The 18,928-nt window shown below is 59.9% G+C and carries 14 protein-coding genes; 11 read left to right on the plus strand and 3 right to left on the minus strand.

Features of this window, described 5'->3' with window-relative positions; genetic code table 11:
* The first annotated feature begins 138 nt into the window (after positions 1-138).
* The 9 genes from AC3CHX_RS10275 (at position 139) to AC3CHX_RS10315 (ending at position 9,365) form a co-directional block, all read left to right on the plus strand.
* The gene (locus AC3CHX_RS10275) at positions 139-1,164 is read left to right on the plus strand and encodes a class I fructose-bisphosphate aldolase (protein ID WP_488643914.1); all 1,026 of its coding nucleotides are present in this window, start codon (positions 139-141) and stop codon (positions 1,162-1,164) included.
* Positions 1,161-2,537 carry a pyridoxal-phosphate dependent enzyme gene (locus AC3CHX_RS10280; RefSeq protein WP_488643915.1) on the plus strand — a complete coding sequence of 459 codons (1,377 nt, stop codon included), beginning with the start codon at positions 1,161-1,163 and terminating at the stop codon, positions 2,535-2,537. The genes AC3CHX_RS10275 and AC3CHX_RS10280 overlap by 4 nt, the downstream gene beginning before the upstream one ends.
* On the plus strand, positions 2,534-3,751 hold the full coding sequence (locus AC3CHX_RS10285) for a trans-sulfuration enzyme family protein (RefSeq protein ID WP_488643916.1): 1,218 nt from the start codon (positions 2,534-2,536) through the stop codon (positions 3,749-3,751). The genes AC3CHX_RS10280 and AC3CHX_RS10285 overlap by 4 nt, the downstream gene beginning before the upstream one ends.
* A gap of 214 nt (positions 3,752-3,965) precedes the next feature.
* Entirely contained in the window at positions 3,966-4,331 is a 366-nt protein-coding gene (locus AC3CHX_RS10290; RefSeq protein ID WP_488643917.1) for a COG4315 family predicted lipoprotein, read from the plus strand.
* A 55-nt stretch (positions 4,332-4,386) separates the two neighbouring features.
* Complete coding sequence (locus AC3CHX_RS10295; protein WP_488643918.1) at positions 4,387-4,524, plus strand: hypothetical protein; 138 nt, start codon at positions 4,387-4,389, stop codon at positions 4,522-4,524.
* Between the two features lie 31 nt (positions 4,525-4,555).
* The gene (locus tag AC3CHX_RS10300) at positions 4,556-5,071 is read left to right on the plus strand and encodes a sigma-70 family RNA polymerase sigma factor (protein WP_488643919.1); all 516 of its coding nucleotides are present in this window, start codon (positions 4,556-4,558) and stop codon (positions 5,069-5,071) included.
* Positions 5,072-5,095: 24 nt separating this feature from the next.
* Positions 5,096-5,881: an anti-sigma factor family protein gene (locus AC3CHX_RS10305; RefSeq protein WP_488643920.1), complete on the plus strand. Its 786-nt coding sequence runs from the start codon at positions 5,096-5,098 to the stop codon at positions 5,879-5,881.
* A gap of 71 nt (positions 5,882-5,952) precedes the next feature.
* Entirely contained in the window at positions 5,953-7,512 is a 1,560-nt protein-coding gene (locus AC3CHX_RS10310; RefSeq protein WP_488643921.1) for a S53 family peptidase, read from the plus strand.
* A gap of 233 nt (positions 7,513-7,745) precedes the next feature.
* Complete coding sequence (locus AC3CHX_RS10315; protein WP_488643922.1) at positions 7,746-9,365, plus strand: S10 family peptidase; 1,620 nt, start codon at positions 7,746-7,748, stop codon at positions 9,363-9,365.
* Positions 9,366-9,416: 51 nt separating this feature from the next.
* Here AC3CHX_RS10315 and AC3CHX_RS10320 read toward each other — a convergent pair whose 3' ends face one another.
* A complete protein-coding gene (locus AC3CHX_RS10320; RefSeq protein WP_488643923.1) occupies positions 9,417-14,273 on the minus strand; it encodes an NAD-glutamate dehydrogenase in 4,857 nt (1,618 codons plus the stop codon).
* A gap of 287 nt (positions 14,274-14,560) precedes the next feature.
* Between AC3CHX_RS10320 and AC3CHX_RS10325 the strand changes: the two genes are divergently transcribed.
* Complete coding sequence (locus AC3CHX_RS10325) at positions 14,561-15,634, plus strand: Dyp-type peroxidase (RefSeq protein WP_488644790.1); 1,074 nt, start codon at positions 14,561-14,563, stop codon at positions 15,632-15,634.
* Positions 15,627-16,445, plus strand: a complete 819-nt coding sequence (locus AC3CHX_RS10330) for a family 1 encapsulin nanocompartment shell protein (RefSeq protein ID WP_488643924.1) — start codon at positions 15,627-15,629, stop codon at positions 16,443-16,445. Before AC3CHX_RS10325 ends, AC3CHX_RS10330 begins: the two co-directional genes overlap by 8 nt.
* Here the strand turns inward: AC3CHX_RS10330 and gndA are convergent.
* Both gndA and AC3CHX_RS10340 read right to left on the minus strand, forming a co-directional pair.
* On the minus strand, positions 16,442-17,851 hold the full coding sequence (gene gndA / locus AC3CHX_RS10335; protein WP_488643925.1) for an NADP-dependent phosphogluconate dehydrogenase: 1,410 nt from the start codon (positions 17,849-17,851) through the stop codon (positions 16,442-16,444). The genes AC3CHX_RS10330 and gndA overlap by 4 nt on opposite strands.
* A 76-nt stretch (positions 17,852-17,927) precedes the next feature.
* The gene (locus AC3CHX_RS10340; protein ID WP_488643926.1) at positions 17,928-18,728 is read right to left on the minus strand and encodes a MipA/OmpV family protein; all 801 of its coding nucleotides are present in this window, start codon (positions 18,726-18,728) and stop codon (positions 17,928-17,930) included.
* Between the last annotated feature and the right edge of the window lie 200 nt (positions 18,729-18,928).

Raw genomic sequence — 18,928 nt, forward strand, 5'->3', positions numbered from 1 at the left:
GGGACCGGAACTTGCGTCCGCCACTTGACGGCTTCTGTCGATTCGCCCACTATTCAACGCAGGCAGGAAAAGCGATCTCAGAGTGAATCTATTCAACATTCTGGCCAGGATTCTGGCCGGATAACTGATGGAGGCTGTATGTCGATATTCGTGCAAGACCTGGAGCAAACCGTCGCCGAGCTAACGGTACCCGGCAAGGGAATTCTGGCTGCCGACGAGAGCGTTGGCACCATCGAGAAGCGTTTTAAAGCGGTCAACGTGGTCTGCACCCAGGAGACCCGGCGCAATTATCGGGAACTGTTGTTTTCCACACCCGGACTGGGCGATTTCATCAGCGGCGTGATCCTGTTCGACGAGACGCTCAAGCAGAAAACGACGGCGGGCCTGGCGCTCCCACAGTTGTTGAGCGCGCAAGCCATGGTGCCCGGCATCAAGGTCGACACCGGGACGGTGCCGCTGCCCGGCTTTTCCGGGGAAAAAATAACCCAGGGCCTGGACGGCCTGGCGCAGCGACTTGGCGAATACAAACAAATGGGCGCGCGCTTCGCCAAATGGCGGGCGGTGCTGACGATCGGCGCAGGCATTCCGACATCACAGGCGATTGCAAGCAATGCCTATGTCCTGGCGTGCTATGCCGCCATTTGCCAGGAGCAGGGCCTGGTCCCGATTGTCGAGCCTGAGGTATTGATGGACGGCGACCACACGCTTGCAACCTGCGCCGGCATCACCGAAGAAGTGCTGCATGCGGTATTCCACGCGTTGCGCCAGCAGCGCGTCATGCTGGAATGCATGCTCCTGAAACCGAATATGGTAGTGCCCGGCGCCGCGTGCCCGGAGCAAGCCTCGGCGCAGCAGGTGGCGCAAGCGACGCTCACCTGTCTCCTGCGCACGGTCCCGGCAGCGGTACCCGGCATCAATTTCCTCTCAGGCGGGCAGAGCGATGCAGCGGCCACGGCCAATCTGAACGCCATGAACGCCACCGGCCAGCCCCATCCATGGATCTTGAGTTTCTCCTACGGTCGCGCCTTGCAGGCTCCGGCCCTGATGGCATGGCGCGGAGATGCGGCGAATGAACAGGTCACGCAGCAGGCGCTGTACCGGCGTGCGCGCTTGAACAGCGCGGCGGTAGAGGGAAAATACACTGCCGCCATGGAGGACGAATGAGCGCATTAGCCCGTCCCGCAGTTCTCGAACTGATCGGCAATACCCCGCTAATCGAAGTCAGCCGAATCGATACCGGTTGCTGCCAGCTTTTTCTGAAACTCGAATCGCAGAACCCCGGCGGTTCCATCAAGGACCGGATCGGCGTGGCCATGATAGACGCTGCCGAGCAGGATGGTCGCCTGCAGCCGGGCGGCATTGTGATCGAGGCGACCGCGGGCAACACCGGTCTGGGCCTGGCGCTGGTCGGATGCGCCAAGGGATACCGGGTGATCCTGGTGGTTCCGGACAAAATGTCGCTGGAAAAGATACAGCACCTGAAAGCCTTGGGTGCCGAAATCCACATCACACGCTCGGACGTTGGCAAGGGCCATCCTGAGTATTATCAAGACTATGCCGCGCGCCTGGCACGGGAACTGCCCGGCGCTTTCTATGCGGACCAGTTCAACAATCCGAGCAATCCGCTGGCACACGAGCGCACCACCGCACCCGAGATCTGGGAGCAATGCGGGCATCGCCTCGACGCGATTGTTTGCGGTGTCGGTTCGGCCGGCACCCTCACCGGCCTCACGCGCTTTTTCCGCAACGCGCAGCCGGCGCTGGAGTTTGTGCTGGCCGACCCGCAAGGCTCGATCCTGGCCGAATATGTGCAAACCGGAAAAATAAACGACACCCCAGGTTCCTGGGCAGTCGAAGGGATAGGCGAAGACTTTGTGCCATCCATTGCCGATCTGTCGGGGGTCAGGCACGCGTATACGATCAGCGACGAAGAAAGTTTTCGCACGGCGCGCGAACTGGTGCGCGCCGAAGGTATTCTGGGCGGCTCTTCGACCGGTACTTTATTGGCGGCCGCGCTGCGCTTTTGCCGCCAGCAAACGCAGCCCAAACGCGTCGTGACGATCGTCTGCGATACCGGTACGCGTTACCTGTCCAAAGTGTATAACGACAACTGGATGGTGGATCAGGGCTTGCTGAAGCGCGAAACGTTTGGCGATTTGCGCGACATCATCGGCCGCCGCTATGAAGAAGGCGGGGTGATCAGCGTGGGGCCGACCGATACCCTGATGACCGCGTTCAACCGCATGCGCGGCGCCGAAATATCGCAGCTGCCGGTGATCGACGGCCAGCACGTGGCCGGGATCATCGATGAATCCGATCTGTTGCTCAAGGTCCAGATCGATGCCAAACATTTCAAGGACCCGGTCAGCAGCACCATGACATGTGCGATTGAAAAGCTGGCGTCGAACGCCGGTCTGGATGCGCTGCGCAGCACGCTCGATCGCGGTCTGGTGGCGATCATTGCGGACGGCGAACATTTTCATGGCTTGATTACCCGTTTCGACCTCCTTAACCATCTGCGGAGAAGCCTGTTATGACAGCTACCAACGTTCCCGAGAATGAAAACAATCCCGACGACCAGTCCGGCCTGCATTTTGCCACCAGGGTGATTCATGCAGGACAAGCACCCGATCCGAGCACCGGCGCCATCATGCCGCCGATTTATGCGACATCCACTTACGTTCAGCAAAGTCCCGGTGTGCATAAGGGGCTCGACTACGGCCGCTCGCACAATCCGACGCGCTGGGCGCTGGAGCGCTGCGTCGCCGATCTGGAGCAGGGCGCGCAAGGATTTGCGTTCGCCTCCGGCATGGCCGCCGCTGCCACGGTATTGGAGCTGCTCGATAGCGGTGCCCACGTCATCGCCGGCGACGATTTGTATGGCGGCACCTATCGTTTGTTCGAGCGGGTACGCAAGCGTAGTGCCGGCTTGTCATTCAGTTTCGTGAATCTGATTGACCCGCAAAACCTGCTGGCGGCGATCCGGCCGGAAACCAGGATGGTGTGGGTCGAAACGCCGACCAACCCGATGTTGAAATTGGCGGACCTGGAAGCGATTGCCAAAATTTGCCGCGAGCGCGGCATTATCGCGGTTGCCGACAATACCTTCGCCAGCCCGCGGGTTCAGCGCCCGCTGACGCTGGGTTTCGACATCGTCGTCCATTCCACCACCAAATATCTGAATGGCCATTCCGATATCATCGGCGGCATTGCGATTGTCGGTCGCGAGGCACGTCAGGCCGAGTGGCGCGAGCGCCTGGCTTTCCTGCAAAATGCGATCGGCGCTATCGCCGGCCCGTTCGATAGTTTCCTGGCGCTGCGCGGCGTCAAAACCCTGGCATTGCGGGTCGAACGGCACTGCCAGAACGCGCTTGAGCTGGCTGCCTGGCTGGAAGGCTTGCCGGAGGTGGCGCGCGTGCACTATCCGGGCCTGCCTTCGCATCCGCAGCATGCGTTGGCGCAGCGTCAAATGGATGGTTACGGCGGAATTATCTCGATGGAACTGAAAACCGATCTGGCTGGCACCAGGCGCTTTCTGGAGCACTGCCATATTTTCTCATTGGCCGAAAGCCTCGGCGGCGTCGAAAGTCTGATCGAACATCCGGCCATCATGACGCACGCCACCATTCCCGCAGAGCACCGCGCGACACTTGGCATTAGCGATGCCCTGGTCAGGTTGTCGGTGGGAATCGAAGATATTGCGGATTTGAAGGCGGATTTGCGCAATGCCTTAGGCGCTGTAAACAGTTAATAAAAGCCATCAACCAGCGCGATCAGATGCTGCGCCCGCTTCGTCACCGAGCGGCGCGGCCTATGCCTGTCCACACCGGACGAAAAAATAATTCGGGAGACTGGAATAAACCGGCCGCACCACACGTTTAGTTATGGCACCGGCCGCAATGCTGCAAGACGATAAAGAACGATCGGCGCCGGAATGTTGTTCCCACTCAATACATGGAGGCATTATGCTAAAAACCACAATTCTGCTGCTGGCGTGCGCCGGCCTGTCTGCTTCCGCGTTCGCCGAAGCACCCAAGCAAAGCAATGGAAAATGGGTCGATGACGAGGGTCGCACGCTGTACGTGTTCGACAAGGATACGGTGCCGGGCAAGAGCGCATGCGACGCCGGCTGCGCCGCCAACTGGCCGCCGGCGATGGCGGATTCATACGACAAAGCCAGCGCGGACTGGAGCTTTGTGAAAACTGCCGATGGCAAAAATCAGTGGGCATACAAGGGGCATCCGCTGTATCGGTTTGTCATGGACAAGAAAGCCGGCGATGCGAATGGCGATGGCAAGATGAATGGTATGTGGCACATAGCAAAGCCTTGATCAAATAGAGAGTGCCGGTAGTCGGTCCAGCGACTACCGGCATTCGCAGGAGACGATGATGAAAGTACCCAGGATTTTTGCCGCATTCGCCGTGATTCTGGCGATCGGGCTGTCCGGCTGCACAACTGACAACGGCACTACCAATAAGAGCAATACGACATCGACCACCCGCCCAAGCAGCGGCAGTTATTGATGACGGTCGCGCGGCGCAGCTAAGAACGCCGATGAGCTTCGAGGCTGATGTAGTCGTCTGGATGCCGGTGCTGCAGCGTTACGCGCGCGCACTGTGCGGCGATAGCGCGTGGGCCGACGACCTGGTGCAGGACACGCTCGAGCGCGCGCTGAGCCGATGGCGTACCTTGCGGCCGCAGAGCAATCTGCGCGCATGGTTGCTGACCATCCTCAGGCACCTGTATATCGACCAGTTGCGCAAGCAGCGCGAGATTGCCGTCGACGACGAGGATGCGCCGTGGCGCACGATGGCGGCTCCGGTCGACCAGGTCGACGGACTGTTGCTGCGCGATGTGCAACGCGCGCTGTATCGCTTGCCGGTCGAGCAGCGCGAGGTACTGCTGCTGGTTGGGCTGGAGGAACTCAGCTATCAGGAAGTATCGGGCATCTTGAAAATACCGGTAGGCACGGTGATGTCGCGCCTGTCGCGTGCCCGCGAGCACATGCGCAGTTTGCTGACGGAAGAGGCAGGCCAGCAGCGATCACCGCTTAAAGTAGTGAGAACGTAGTGAGAGACAAGTGAGAAGCAGGTCATGAATGACGATTCCCGCTCCACGATTCCAGGCCCGGACGAAGCCGATTTGTGGGCGCTATCGGCGTTTGTCGACAATGAGTTATCCGACCCGGAACGTGCGGCCATGCTCGAGCGCCTGGCGAACGACCCGCAGGCGAGTGCGCGGATTGCCGCCTACCAGGCACAAAACACTGCATTGAAAGCGCTGTTCGCGACACCGCAGGAAAACGTCCGATGCATCGTTTTGCCACGGCGCGTAGCGTGGTGGCAGCATGCGCGGGCGGCCGCCGTCTGGCTGAGCGTGGGCGTCGCATGCGGCGTCGCCGCAAGCTGGGTGGGGCCATCCTTTCTGAATTCCCAACCTGCCTTTGCAAAACGGGCTGACATTGCTTACGCCGTCTACGCGCCGGAGCAGCGCCATCCGGTTGAGGTCGCTGCAGCGGAAGAAGAGCATTTGATCAAATGGTTGTCGGCACGGCTCGAACGCCCGCTGACGGTGCCTTCGCTGCAGGAATACGGCTACACGCTGGTCGGAGGGCGCTTACTCCCCGGCGAGTCGGGCCCGGCGGCGCAGTTCATGTATCAGAACGGCACAGGCCAGCGCCTGACCTTGTATGTCACCGCGGCCCCCAGGGACGCAACGGTGTTTCGACTCCTGCGGGATGGCAGGCAAAGTACGTTTTACTGGGTGAATCAGGGCATGGGTTACGCCATATCCGGGAATGCATCGGAGCCGCAAATACGCGCCATGGCGATCGAGGTATGTCGCGCTTTGGGCGGCATGCCGGCGGGTGCCTGGGAATAGCTCGTGAAGTTGGGCACAGGATACCCGGGCCTTGCCGGGTGCAATTTCTGTCAACATGGAGTATCCCGGCAATGACAACATTTCCTCTTCCCGGTAGCGAACGAACGGTGCTGGCGGGAGCACGCTGTGTCGGGAATGCCGATCCGGCAGAACAACTGGAAGTCATCGTGATGTTGCGGCGTCAGGCGAGCGATGAATTGCGCGACATGGTCGGCAAACTTGTTGCGGGTGATTGTCCGGCGCAGCATCTGACGCGTGCGCAGTTTGCGGAAAAATTTGGCGCAGCAGCGCAAGATATCGCCAAGCTGCATGATTTCGCCCGACAGCATGGGCTGAACGTGGTGCGCGAGGACGCGGCAAGCAATACCGTCGTATTGTCCGGCGCCGTCGAGCGTTTCAACGCAGCGTTCAATGTTGCATTGCAGCGTTACGAATCGCCTCTCGGCAACTACCGCGGACGGACCGGCCCGCTCCATATCCCCGAGCAACTGCGCGGTATTGTGACGGCGGTACTCGGTCTCGACGATAGACCGCAGGCACGGCCGCAGCTGCGCTTTCGTCCACCGTTCCGGTTTGCGACGCAACGTGTTTCTGCCGCCTATCTGCCGACACAAGTGGCCGCGCTCTACAACTTTCCCGACAACCTTGGTGCCGGTCAGTGCATCGGCATCATCGAGCTTGGCGGCGGTTATCACGCCAGCGATCTGCACGCTTATTTTTTAAAACTGGGCGTAACGCCTCCCGTCGTCACGCCGGTACCGGTAGGGCAAGGCGGCAATCATCCGAGCGGCGACCCCAACGGGCCGGATAGCGAGGTGACGCTCGATATTGAGATTGCCGGGGCGATCGCTTCGGCGGCCAGGATTGCCGTCTATTTTTCCGTCAACAGCGATATCGGCTTCATCAACGCAATCAATAGCGCGGTACACGACACCCTCAACCAACCTTCCGTCATTTCGATCAGCTGGGGCAGTCCGGAGTCGTCGTGGACGCAGCAGTCGATGCAGGCATTTAATGCAGTGTTGCAGGCCGCGGCCAGCATGGGTGTGACGGTGTGCGTGGCCGCCGGCGACAGCGGCTCAAGCGATGGCGTCGGTGACGGCGGCAGCCATATCGATTTTCCGGCATCGAGCCCGTATGCACTGGCCTGTGGCGGCACTACCCTGGAGGCTTCCGGCAATACTGTCGAGAGCGAAGTGGTGTGGAACGATGGCAGCCAAGGTGGCGCGGGAGGCGGCGGGGTGAGTGCCGTATTCGCGTTACCGGCCTGGCAACAGGGACTGACGGTCACAGACAAGATTGGTGGCGCTGCGCAACTGGTGAGGCGCGGCGTGCCGGACGTCGCCGGCAACGCCGATCCGATGACCGGGTACACGGTGCTGGTCAATGGTGTCGAGGCAGTCGTTGGCGGCACGAGTGCGGTCGCGCCGCTGTGGGCGGCGCTGGTGGCCAGGATCAACGCCTCGAAAGGCAGCGCGGCCGGGTACCTCAACGCCAGGTTATACCGGCAGCAAGCGGCGTTTAACGATATAACAAAGGGTAACAACGGTAGCTTTTCCGCTGCGCCCGGCTGGGATGCCTGCACCGGCCTGGGCAGCCCGAATGGACAAAAAATAGCGGATGCGCTTTGACTGGCGACATCCGGCATTGAAACCGCATTCTAGGAGCCTGTCGGACTTTGGGAATCGAAGCGAAAAAATAGCTGGGCGAGGACAGATTTTGCCGGATTCGAAGTGTCAATAGCGAGCTATTGACCGAGAAGGTGGTGAAATATGGACCGTCCAGATATTTTTGCAGCCGATTACTCCCAAGTCCGACAGGCTCCTAGGGTTTGTTGATCGACACAATGATGAGGAGACAGGTGATGACAAAGAATGCAGCGTTCTTAAGTGCAACTGCAGTGGGACACCAGGGGAGTAGCAAGGACCAACCGCTGTTTGACCCGACCGCCTACGGCAACGGGCCCGCCGACTCGGTCACGGATACGACTGAAAACGCTGCGATCACGCACCACGCAATAAAAATCGGCACGCGTACTTTTGCCTACACAGCGACGGCGGGGCATCTGGTCGTGGTCGATGCCAGCAGTTCACAACCGAGCGCGAAGATGTTCTACGTTGCTTTCACCGCCGATGGCCAGGATCTGGGAATGCGTCCCGTGACATTTTTCTATAACGGCGGGCCAGGGTCGTCGTCGGTGTTCGTGCTGCTGGGTTCGTTTGCGCCCAAGCGGATTAAAACAGCGATGCCGGACTTTACGCCGCCCGCGCCGTACACACTGGAAGACAATCCGGATAGCCTGCTCGACAAAAGCGATCTGGTCTTCATCAACCCGGTCGGCACCGGCTATTCGGCGGCGATTGCGCCGCACCAGAACAAGGATTTCTGGGGCGTCGACCAGGATGCGAATTCGATCAAGCAATTCATCAAGCGATATCTGACGGCCAACGATCGCTGGAATTCGCCGAAATTCCTGTTCGGTGAATCGTATGGCACGGCACGTAGCGCGGTCCTGTCGTATGTTTTGCATGAAGACGGTGTGGATCTGAACGGGATCACGATCCAGTCGTCGATTCTCGACTATACCCAGGCCGGAAATCCGATCGGTGTGCTGCCGACCGCGGCCGCAGATGCGTGGTATCACAAGAAAGTGAAAGTCAATCCGGCACCGGCCGATCTCACCGCTTTCCTGGAAATCGTGGCGCTTTTCGCGCGTGGCGACTATGCCAAGGCGCTCCAGCAATTCCCGAAAGTCGACCCGGCAGTGCTGCAGGAATTGAGCGATTACACCGGCATCGACCCCGCCACATTGACGGCATGGAACCTCGACCTTGCCGCCAGCGACAGCGCGGGAAGAACGCTTTTTCTGATCAGTTTGCTCCAGGCCCAAGGTCTTGCGCTGGGTGCCTACGATGGCCGGGTGGCCGGGATTAACACCGGTATCGCCGCACATGTCGCGCCCAACTCGGGCGGCAACGATCCGACCATGACGGCAGTATCGGGCGTATATACGGCAATGTGGAACAGCTACCTGAATGACGGCTTGAAATTTACCTCGAACTCGGCCTTTACCGACCTCAACGATCAAGCGTTCCAGAATTGGGATTTCAGCCACATCGACCCGACCGGCGCGCAAAAGGGTCTCGATAGCAAGGGTAACGTCATCCTTTACACGGCGGGCGACCTGGCCGCGACGATGAGCCTGAACGTGGACCTGAAGGTACTGTCGGCGAACGGCTTCTACGATTTTGTCACCCCGTTCTATCAGACCATCATGGATCTGCAGATGATGCCGGTAATTGATGCTGCGGTGCGCAAAAACCTGGGTGCAAAATTCTATCCGTCCGGACACATGATTTATCTCGATGCCGGCTCGCGCACCGCGTTGAAGGCTGATCTGGTGGAAATGTACAATGCGGCCACCTCCGATCACCAGGCGATGACGCGGATCATAACCTTGCAGGCACGCAAGGCGGTTAGCTAAGCACAGGAAGCACTGCCGCCAACGGCAGCGCTTCCTGTGTATTCGGCAGCTCTACGTCGTTTCGATCGTCCGCATCTCGCGCGCGGCCACCGACAGCATGGCCAGATCGACGTTGCCTCCCAGCTGAAAATCGATCAGCAGCCGACGGTAGCGTTCTAGCTGAGCCCGGCTCGATGCTTGCCAGGCATCGATCATGTCGATTGACTGGTCGAGCGCGGGGGATAGCTTGATCACAGTCGCGGTCAGGGTCCGCTGCAGCGTCGTCAGGTCGCTCTGCAATGCGGTGCGGGCCAGCGTCTGCCAATGCGTATCGACCGGCAGCGTGGCCGCCCGTTCCCGCATCCAGCCGAAATTCAGGTTGAGGTCGAGGGCGAAATAGACTTCGGCCACCAGTTCCAGGCTGCGGCCGGTAGAGGTCGCGACTTCGGCGATATCCAGGACTGCGCCGATCAGCTCGGCACTCGCTACCCGTCGCGCGAGCAGTTCCGATACCCCTGCCTGCGTGAGCGCGGCCTGCTTGGCCTGGAGCGCATCGGCATCGCTGGCGGCCAGCAAGGTCACCAGTTTCGGTCCAAGCTGGTCGGCGGCAGGGCGGAAGCGGGCGACCGTGGCTTCAATCGTTTCGCCTTTTGCATGACGGTGCAGGAACCAGAAGCTGGCCTGTTCGATCAGGCGGCCGACTTCGATGAACATTTGCGCCTGCAATGCATCCGGCACCAGGTTGTCGAGCGCGTCGATATCATTCCAGATTTCGTCGAAACCAAAGACGTCGCGCGCGATCACGCAGGCGCGGATGACTTCGGTGGGCTTGGCGCCGCTTTCATCGCTGAGCCGATGCACGAAGGTGGTGCCGACCCGGTTGGTGAGAGTGTTGACCACATAAGTGGCAATGATTTCGCGTGCCAGCGGGTGGCGCTTCATCACGTCGGGATAACGTTCGCGCAGCGCTTGCGGAAAGTACTGCGCGAGCGCGCGGGCGATGAACGCATCATCGAGCAAGTCGGAAGCCAGCGATTCTTCATATAGCCACATTTTGCTATAGGCCATCAGCACTGCACGCTCAGGCGTGGCCAGTCCTTGCTTGGCGGTCTTGCGCTCGGCGATTTCTTCTTCCGACGGCAGGAACTCGACCGCGCGGTCGAGCCGTCCTGCGCGCTCGAGAAAGCGGATCAGGCGCGCTTCCGGTTCCAGCAGCGTGGCGGCGCAACGATTGGCCACCGACAGTGCCTGGGTCTGGTAGTAGTTGTCGGTCAGCACCTGTTTTCCCACTTCTTCGGTCATCTCGGCCAGCAGTTTGTTGCGTTGCTTCTCGGTCATTTCACCTTCGGTCACCACCATCCCGAGCAAGATCTTGATATTCACTTCGTGGTCCGAGCAATCGACGCCGGCTGAGTTGTCGATGGCATCGGTACAGATGCGCCCGCCTTTTTGCGCAAACTCGATCCGTCCGAATTGGGTAAGTCCCAGATTGCCGCCCTCGGCCACCACCTTGCATTGCAGCTCGGCGCCGTTGACGCGAATCGCGTCGTTGGTGCGGTCGCCGACCTGCGCGTGCGTTTCGTGGCGCGCCTTGACGTAAGTGCCGATGCCGCCGTTGTACAGCAGGTCCAACGGTGCGATCAGGATCGCGTGGATCAACTCGGCCGGCGTCAACTCGTCGGCGCTCACGCCAAGTGCCGCGCGCACTTCCGCTGACAGCGGAATGGTCTTCAGCGTGCGCGGGTACACGCCGCCGCCGGCGGAAATCAGGCTGGCGTCGTAATCCGCCCAGCTGGAGCGGGGCAAGGCGAACAGGCGCTCGCGCTCGGCGAAGCCGGCGGCAGGATCGGGGTTGGGGTCAAGGAAGATATGACGATGGTCGAAGGCTGCCACCAGTTTGATGTGGCGTGACAGCAGCATGCCGTTGCCGAACACGTCGCCGGACATGTCGCCGATCCCGGCGACAGTAAAATCCTGTTCCTGTGTGTTGACGCCGATTTCGCGGAAATGGCGTTTGACCGCTTCCCATGCCCCGCGTGCGGTGATCCCCATTTTTTTATGGTCGTAGCCGACCGACCCGCCTGAGGCGAACGCGTCGGTCAGCCAGAAGCCGTATTCGGCCGAGATCGCGTTGGCGAAATCGGAAAAGGTCGCCGTGCCCTTGTCTGCGGCCACCACCAGGTAGGGATCATCCGGGTCATAGCGCACCACGTCGCGCGGCGGCACTACTTTGCCGGCCACCAGGTTGTCGGTCAGATCGAGCAGGCCGCGCAAAAAGGTTTGGTAGCAGGCGATGCCTTCGCGCAGATAGGCGTCGCGCTCTGAGGCGGGCGGCGCGTTCTTCAGCACGAATCCCCCTTTGGAGCCGACCGGCACAATCACCGCGTTCTTGACCATTTGCGCTTTGACGAGTCCCAGTACTTCGGTGCGGAAATCCTCGCGCCGGTCCGACCAGCGCAGACCGCCGCGCGCGACCTTGCCGCCGCGCAGGTGCACGCCTTCGAAACGCGGCGAGTATACCCAGATCTCGAACATCGGCTTGGGGGCGGGCAGGCCGGGCACCTTGGCCGGGTCGAACTTGAACGACAGGTAAGGTTTCGGCTGGCCATTGGCATCGCGCTGGAAATAATTGGTGCGCAAGGTCGCGCTGATGACGCCGAGGAATTGCCGCAAAATGCGGTCTTCGTCGAGGTTGGGAACCTGGTCCATGGCCTCTTCGGTCTGCTGCAACAGTGCGTTCGCACGGGCTTCGTTGCCCGCAACCGGATCGAAGCGCGCGAGAAACAGCTCGACCAGGCTACGGGCGATCCCCGGATTGCCGGTCAGGGCTTGTTCGATATAGGCGTTGCTGAAGGTCGAGCCCACTTGCCGCAGATATCTTGCGTAGGCACGCAAGATCGTGACTTCGCGCCAGTCGAGCCGGGCCCGCAGCACCAGTCGGTTCAGGTCGTCATTGTCGGCTTCACCGTCCCAGACACGGGCAAAAGCGTCTTCGAATATTTCCTTGATGCGGTCGATCTCGACTTCGCTGTCGTCCGCGGTTTGCATGCCGAAATCGTGTATCCATACCGGCTCGGCATCCTGCAACTCGATCCGGTAGGGGCGCTCTTCATTGACCTTGACGCCCATATGTTCCAGCATCGGCAGGCTCTGCGACAGCGCAATCGGCTTGCCGGCGTGGTATATCTTCAGGCGCAGGGAGGAGGCTGTCGCTTCGATCGGACGATACAGGTTCATCGCCAGTCCGGCGTGCTGCAGGGCGGCTTCCATCAATTCGATGTCGCGCACGGCTGCACGCGCAATGTAATCTTCACGAAAACCGGCGGGGAACGATGCGGCATAGCGCCGCAGCAGCCGGTTGCCGTGTTCTTCACCACGGCTTTCCAGCAACGCCTCGGCCAGATCGTCCTGCCAGCGGCGCGTGGCCTGGACTATCTTTGCTTCCAGTTCGCCGATATTGACGTCGGTTACCGTGCCGGGCTGAGTGCGCACGGTGAAGTGGATGCGCGCCAGCACGGATTCCGACAGCAAGGGAGTAAATTCGACACTGATCCCGTTGAACGCTTCCAGCAGCAAAGTCTGGATCCGCGTGCGTAGTTCGGTGGTGAATTTGTCGCGCGGTACGAACACCAGGCAGGAAACATAGCGGCCGAACGCATCCCGCCGCACGAACAAGCGTGTGCGCTGGCGTTCTTCGAGGCGCAGGATGCCGATGGCAGTGTCGTACAAATCATCTTCATCGATTTGAAATAACTCATCGCGCGGGTATTGTTCGAGGATGGTGGCGAGCGTCTTGGCCAAATGTCCTTTGGGCACAAAACTGGCGCGCTCCTGCACCTTGGCCACCTTGCGCCGCACCAGCGGGATCTCGCTGGTGGGGACCATATACGCGGTCGAGGTATACAGGCCTACAAAGCGCCGCTCGCCGATTGCCTTGCCGGCGGCGTCATATCGTTTCACGCCGACATAATCAAGATAGCCGGGGCGATGCACGGTCGCGCGAGAATTCGCCTTGGTGATAAACACCGGCGAGCGGGAGTCGATAATCCCTTGCGCACCGACCGGTAGCCTGGTCATGTCGGCACTCTCGGAAACATGCAAGGCATCGCGCAACGAATCCCGCAAAATTCCCAGACCGGACCCGGCCACGCCCTGCAGATAATTTTCGCCATCGCTGACGACCAGTTCGTAATCGCGATAGCCGAGAAAAGTGAAATGATCTTCGATCATCCATTCGAGGAAAGCGCGGGCTTCGTCGATTTCCGCTTGCAGGCTGCCATCGCCGTGCAGCTGTTGCTTCAGATCGCCAATCGCCGAGCGGGCGGTGCTCATCATGCTGGGCCAATCTTCGACCGCAGCCCGGACGTCGCTCAGCACACTGGTGACGCCCGCCAGGATTTCTTCCAGTCGGGCGGGTTCAGTGCAGCGGTCGATCTCAATATGGATATACGATTCCAGCCTTGCCTGGCTGCTATTCTCGGCGCCGCTCTCGCTGGCCCGCTGAATCATCTCGACCTGACCGGCCGCGTCGCGCCAGACGCGAAATACCGGATGGATCGCTGCATGCAGGGTGAGTCCAAGGCGGTTGATCTCGGTCGTCACTGAATCCACCAGAAACGGCATGTCGTCGTTGACGATCTCGATGACGCTATGTGCCGATTCCCAGCCATGTTCGTCGATGTGCGGATTGTAAATCCGCACGCGCGGCGCGCCAGTCTTGAAGTGGCGCGCAAACTGCCAGTGGGCTACCGCAGCGCCGTACAGATCGGCGATATCGCGGCTCAGTACCTGGTCCTCGCCGACCTGCGAATAGTAGTCGGCCAGGAACGGCTGCATGGGCGCAAAAACCGCTGGCGCCAATCGGTCGCTGGCGAACTTGACCATGTCTGCGAGTTGCTGCTGCTTTTTTTCTTCGGCTGCGTTATGCATGATTTTCTTTCGAATGTTTAACCGGATCGTTGCCCGTTGGCACATTGCGCCAGGCCCCTGAGCTATGCAGCAGGCTGCGCCATATTTACACCAGAGGATTACACCAAAGAATTAACGATGTGTTCGTATCATAGACCAAGCCGGTGCGGCGCTCAATCGGCCAGCGTGGATGTTTTGAGATACACGGTAATCCGGCGTCGCCGCGCTGTGATAGGATATTTCCCGTGCCGCCTGCTCGTCTGCGCGGCCTGCCGGAATGCCACCAGAAGGAGTTCGATCCTATGACGATGCCCGGAACGATCAGTGATTTTCCCGCCGTTCCGCAGCCGGTGGCCTTGCCGGTCACCCGTTTTGCGATTTTTCTGGTGGTGCAGCTGAATCCGGGGCCGGAAGCTCGCGCGCTGGTGCGCGCGCTTTGTGGAGACCTCGCAGCGCTTGTCCGTGCGGTCGGCGCGCGCGATCGCGACGGGGCGCTTTCCTGCGTGATGGCGTTTGGGGACGACGCCTGGGACCGGCTCTTCGACCAGGCCAGGCCAGCCGAGCTGCATCCATTCCGGGAGATTTCCGCCGGCGCCCGCCATGCCGTCTCCACACCGGGCGACCTGCTGCTCCACATCCGCGCGCAGCGCATGGATCTATGCTTCGAGTTGGCGCTGCAAATCATGGCGCAGATCGGCGCCGCGGTGTCGCCCGTCGACGAAGTGCACGGCTTTCGTTATTTTGATGACCGCGATCTGATCGGCTTCGTCGACGGTACCGAGAATCCCGGCGGCCAGGCGGCGTGCGATGCCACGCTGGTCGGCGACGAGGATGCCGGGTTCGCCGGCGGCAGCTACGTCATCGTGCAAAAGTACCTGCACGACCTGGCTGCGTGGAACAAGCTGCCCACCGAGTCCCAGGAACGCATCATCGGCCGTACCAAGTTGTCCGACATCGAACTGGATGACGCGGTGAAGCCGAGCTCGGCCCACAGTGCGCTTACCACGATCGTGGAGGACGGAAAAGAAGTCAAAATCCTGCGCGACAACATGCCTTTCGGGCAAGCGACGCCGGGCCATTCCGGCACCTACTTCATCGGCTACAGCCGTTCGCCACGCACCATCGAGCAAATGCTGGTGAACATGTTCGTCGGCCGCCCGCCCGGCAATTATGATCGCCTGCTGGACTTCACTCACCCCGTCACCGGCAACCTTTTCTTCGCACCGTCAGCGACGTTTCTCGAGAGCGTCAGCGCTGACGACCTCGCGGACACAGCTTGCGTCACCGGCTCGTCTGCAGCCGAACCCGCGCAATCCATCCCATCGGTGCATGACGGTTCGCTCGGCATCGGATCCCTGAAAGGAGAACTTCGTCATGAATAACCTGCATCGCGAGCTTGCCCCCATGTCCGCCGCAGCCTGGGCGCAGATCGACGCGGAAGCCGCGCGTACCCTCAAGCGTTATCTGGCCGGGCGGCGCGTGGTGGACGTGCAGGGGCCGGGCGGCAGCGGTCTGTCTGCCGTCGGCACCGGCCATCTGAGGACTATCGCCGCGCCGCTGGACGGGGTCGTCGCCCGCCAGCGCGAGGTGAAAGCGCTGGTGGAATTACGCGTCCCGTTCGAGTTGGACCGGCAGTCGATCGACGACGTTGAGCGGGGTGCAAGCGATTCTGACTGGCAGCCGGTGAAAGATGCTGCGCTGCGCCTGGCGCTGGCTGAGGACGGCGCCATCTTCGAAGGCTATGCCGCCGCGGCCATGCAAGGCATTCTGCAAGGAACCAGCAACCCGGTCATGCCGCTGCCGTCTGAGGTGCGCGACTATCCTGAAGCCATTTCCCAGGCATTGAGCCAGCTGCGCCTGGCGGGCGTCAACGGCCCCTACGCGGTGCTGCTGGGCGCCGACGCCTACACCGCTCTCGATGAGGCCAGCGACCAGGGCTACCCTGTGCTGGAGCACATCAAGCGTCTCGTCAACAACGAAATCATCTGGGCTCCGGCCATCTCAGGTGCGTTTGTGCTCAGCACGCGCGGCGGCGATTTCGAACTGCACATCGGCCAGGACACCGCGATCGGGTATTCCAGCCACACCGACACCGTGGTCCGCCTCTACTTGCAGGAAAGCTTCATCTTCCTGTTGCTCACCGCCGAAGCCGCGGTTGCGCTGGCGCAGGCAGAAATACTGCCGACGCCCTAGGGCCAGTTGGCATGGAAGCTGCCCGCTTTGTCGGTGCGCTCAAAAGTATGCGCACCAAAAAAGTCGCGTTGCGCCTGGATCAGATTCGCCGGTAGCTGCGCGCTGCGATACCCGTCAAAATAGGCGATTGCCGAGGAAAATGCCGGTACCGGAATGCCTGCATTGATCGCCGCGACCACGACCTGCCGCAGCGCCGCTTGATATTTCTCAGCGATCCCGGAAAAGTAATCGTCCAGCAACAGGTTGGCCAATTGCTTGTCGGCCGCATACGCTTCCATGATTTTTTGTAAAAAGCCCGCCCGGATGATGCAGCCCGCACGGAAAATTTTTGCGATGTTGCCGTAGTCGAGATCCCATTTGTATTCATCGGAAGCCGCACGTAACTGCGCAAAACCCTGCGCATACGAAATGATCTTGCTGAAATACAGGGCACGCTGCACCGCATCAATCAAGCCATTGCGATCAGCGTCGAATGCTTTGCGAGGCGGGCCGGACAACTTCTTGCTGGCCGCAATCCGCTGATCTTTCAGCGACGACAAGACCCGCGCAAACACGGCTTCGGTAATCAACGGCAGCGCAATTCCGAGATCCAGCGCATTCTGGCTGGTCCATTTTCCGGTGCCTTTTTGCGCAGCGCGGTCGAGGATGACGTCAACCAGATCCTGATCGGTTTCGGTATCTTTCTTGCAGAAAATCCGGGCCGTGATTTCGATCAGGTAACTGTTCAGTTCGCCGGCGTTCCAGTCGGCATATACCTTGCTCAATTCGCCGTTCGACAGGCCTGCCACATGCTTCAGCACGGCGTAGCTTTCCGCGATAAGCTGCATGTCGCCATACTCGATGCCGTTGTGCACCATCTTCACAAAATGTCCGGCGCCATTCGGGCCAATGTAGGCGACGCACGGTGCGCCATCGGCTGCCTTGGCCGCGATTTCGGTCAGGATAGGCGCCACCAGATCGTAGGCTGCGCGCGGCCCGCCGGGCATGATTGCCGGACCTTTCAGCGCACCTTCTTCGCCGCCGGAAATGCCGGTGCCGATAAAATGGATGCCTGATTTGGCCAGATCGTCATTGCGGCGCATGGTGTCGGTAAAATGGGTATTCCCGCCATCGATCAGGATGTCGCCCTGGTCCAGCAGCGGTTTGATGGCGGCAATCGTATCGTCGGTTGCCGCGCCGGCTTTTACCATCAGCAGTATCCGGCGCGGCTTCTCCAGCGAATCGATAAACTCTTCCAGAGAATATGCGGCGACCAGTTTGCGCTCGGGAAATGCGGCAATCAGTTCGTCGGTTTTGGCACGACTGCGGTTATATACCGAGACCGCGTGGCCTCGGCTTTCGATATTCAGGGCAAGATTGCGGCCCATGACGGCCAATCCAACCACGCCGATTAATTGCTTAGCCATATTCGATCTCCAGGAAATGCGACCTGTTGACAGGCCGGCAACTGACATTGTTTTTTTCGTGAGTCGGTTTAACAGCCTACTTAAAGCGATAGGCAAGCGCAACAAAGTAATTTGCCGCCGCCTTTCTATCAACAATAGGACTGTTTTTAATGCCATCTCCAAGCCACTTATAGCGTCCGTACAAATTCAGCGCCCATGATTCGCTCAAGGGGATTTCGATTTGCAGGGCGACCAGCGGATTGGTCGTGGCGCGGCCCTGGTAGGCCTTGTAGATGCCGCTGGCGGCAGATTCCGTGGGTGTGATGCCGTAGTAATAGTTGACATAATTCGCACTGCGGTACTCGGCGCCGGCTTGAGGATAGATGTTAACGGAACCGGCTTTTATTTCTCCCACGTAGATCGCTTCCAGCAATGTGCCGCGGGATTTATTGACGTCGTAAAAAGCGTTGACCGCAAAAGCGCCGATCGGTGTTTCCTGAAAAGTTCCGACGCCCAAAGGGATCGAGTTCTTTCTATCGTTCAGGCCGCGCAGCGTCGCGTTCGAGGTGGTGAAGCCATCAACATTGACTCTGCCAGCCAATTCGAAATAACCGTACCCCATCTTGAATGTCTTTATGCCCAGCGTATCGATACGCGAAAAAAACCTGCCGTAGTCGATATAGGCATAGGGCAAGGGGAGAGTTGAACTATTCTTGCCACGAATCACGCTGGGCGTCACATACACAGCGGCGCCTAAATCACCTGTCAGGCGATCTGGAAATTCTTCATTGGCGGGCGTATTGACCTGTTGCGCCAGGGCGCCGCTCACAAAAACCAGGCCCGTTGCACAGCGCAGGATTACGCTCAGGATTGTTTTAATCCGGCAGATCGCTTTCATACATTTCCATTAATGATTAGTTGGTCGTTTTGCGCGGTAGTTTAACCCAGGTTTGGCGCTACGGATTGCACATGTTTTCGGCATGTCCGCAGCCGGTAGTTGTCTTGTGGAAAGTTGCAGGGTGACGCCATCGGGTCTCCTTGATCTGTGCGAGAATATTCATGCCCGCCATCAGCATATCCGCAACGCCACTTGCAACA

The sequence above is a fragment of the Glaciimonas sp. OK215 genome, assembly GCF_057787885.1.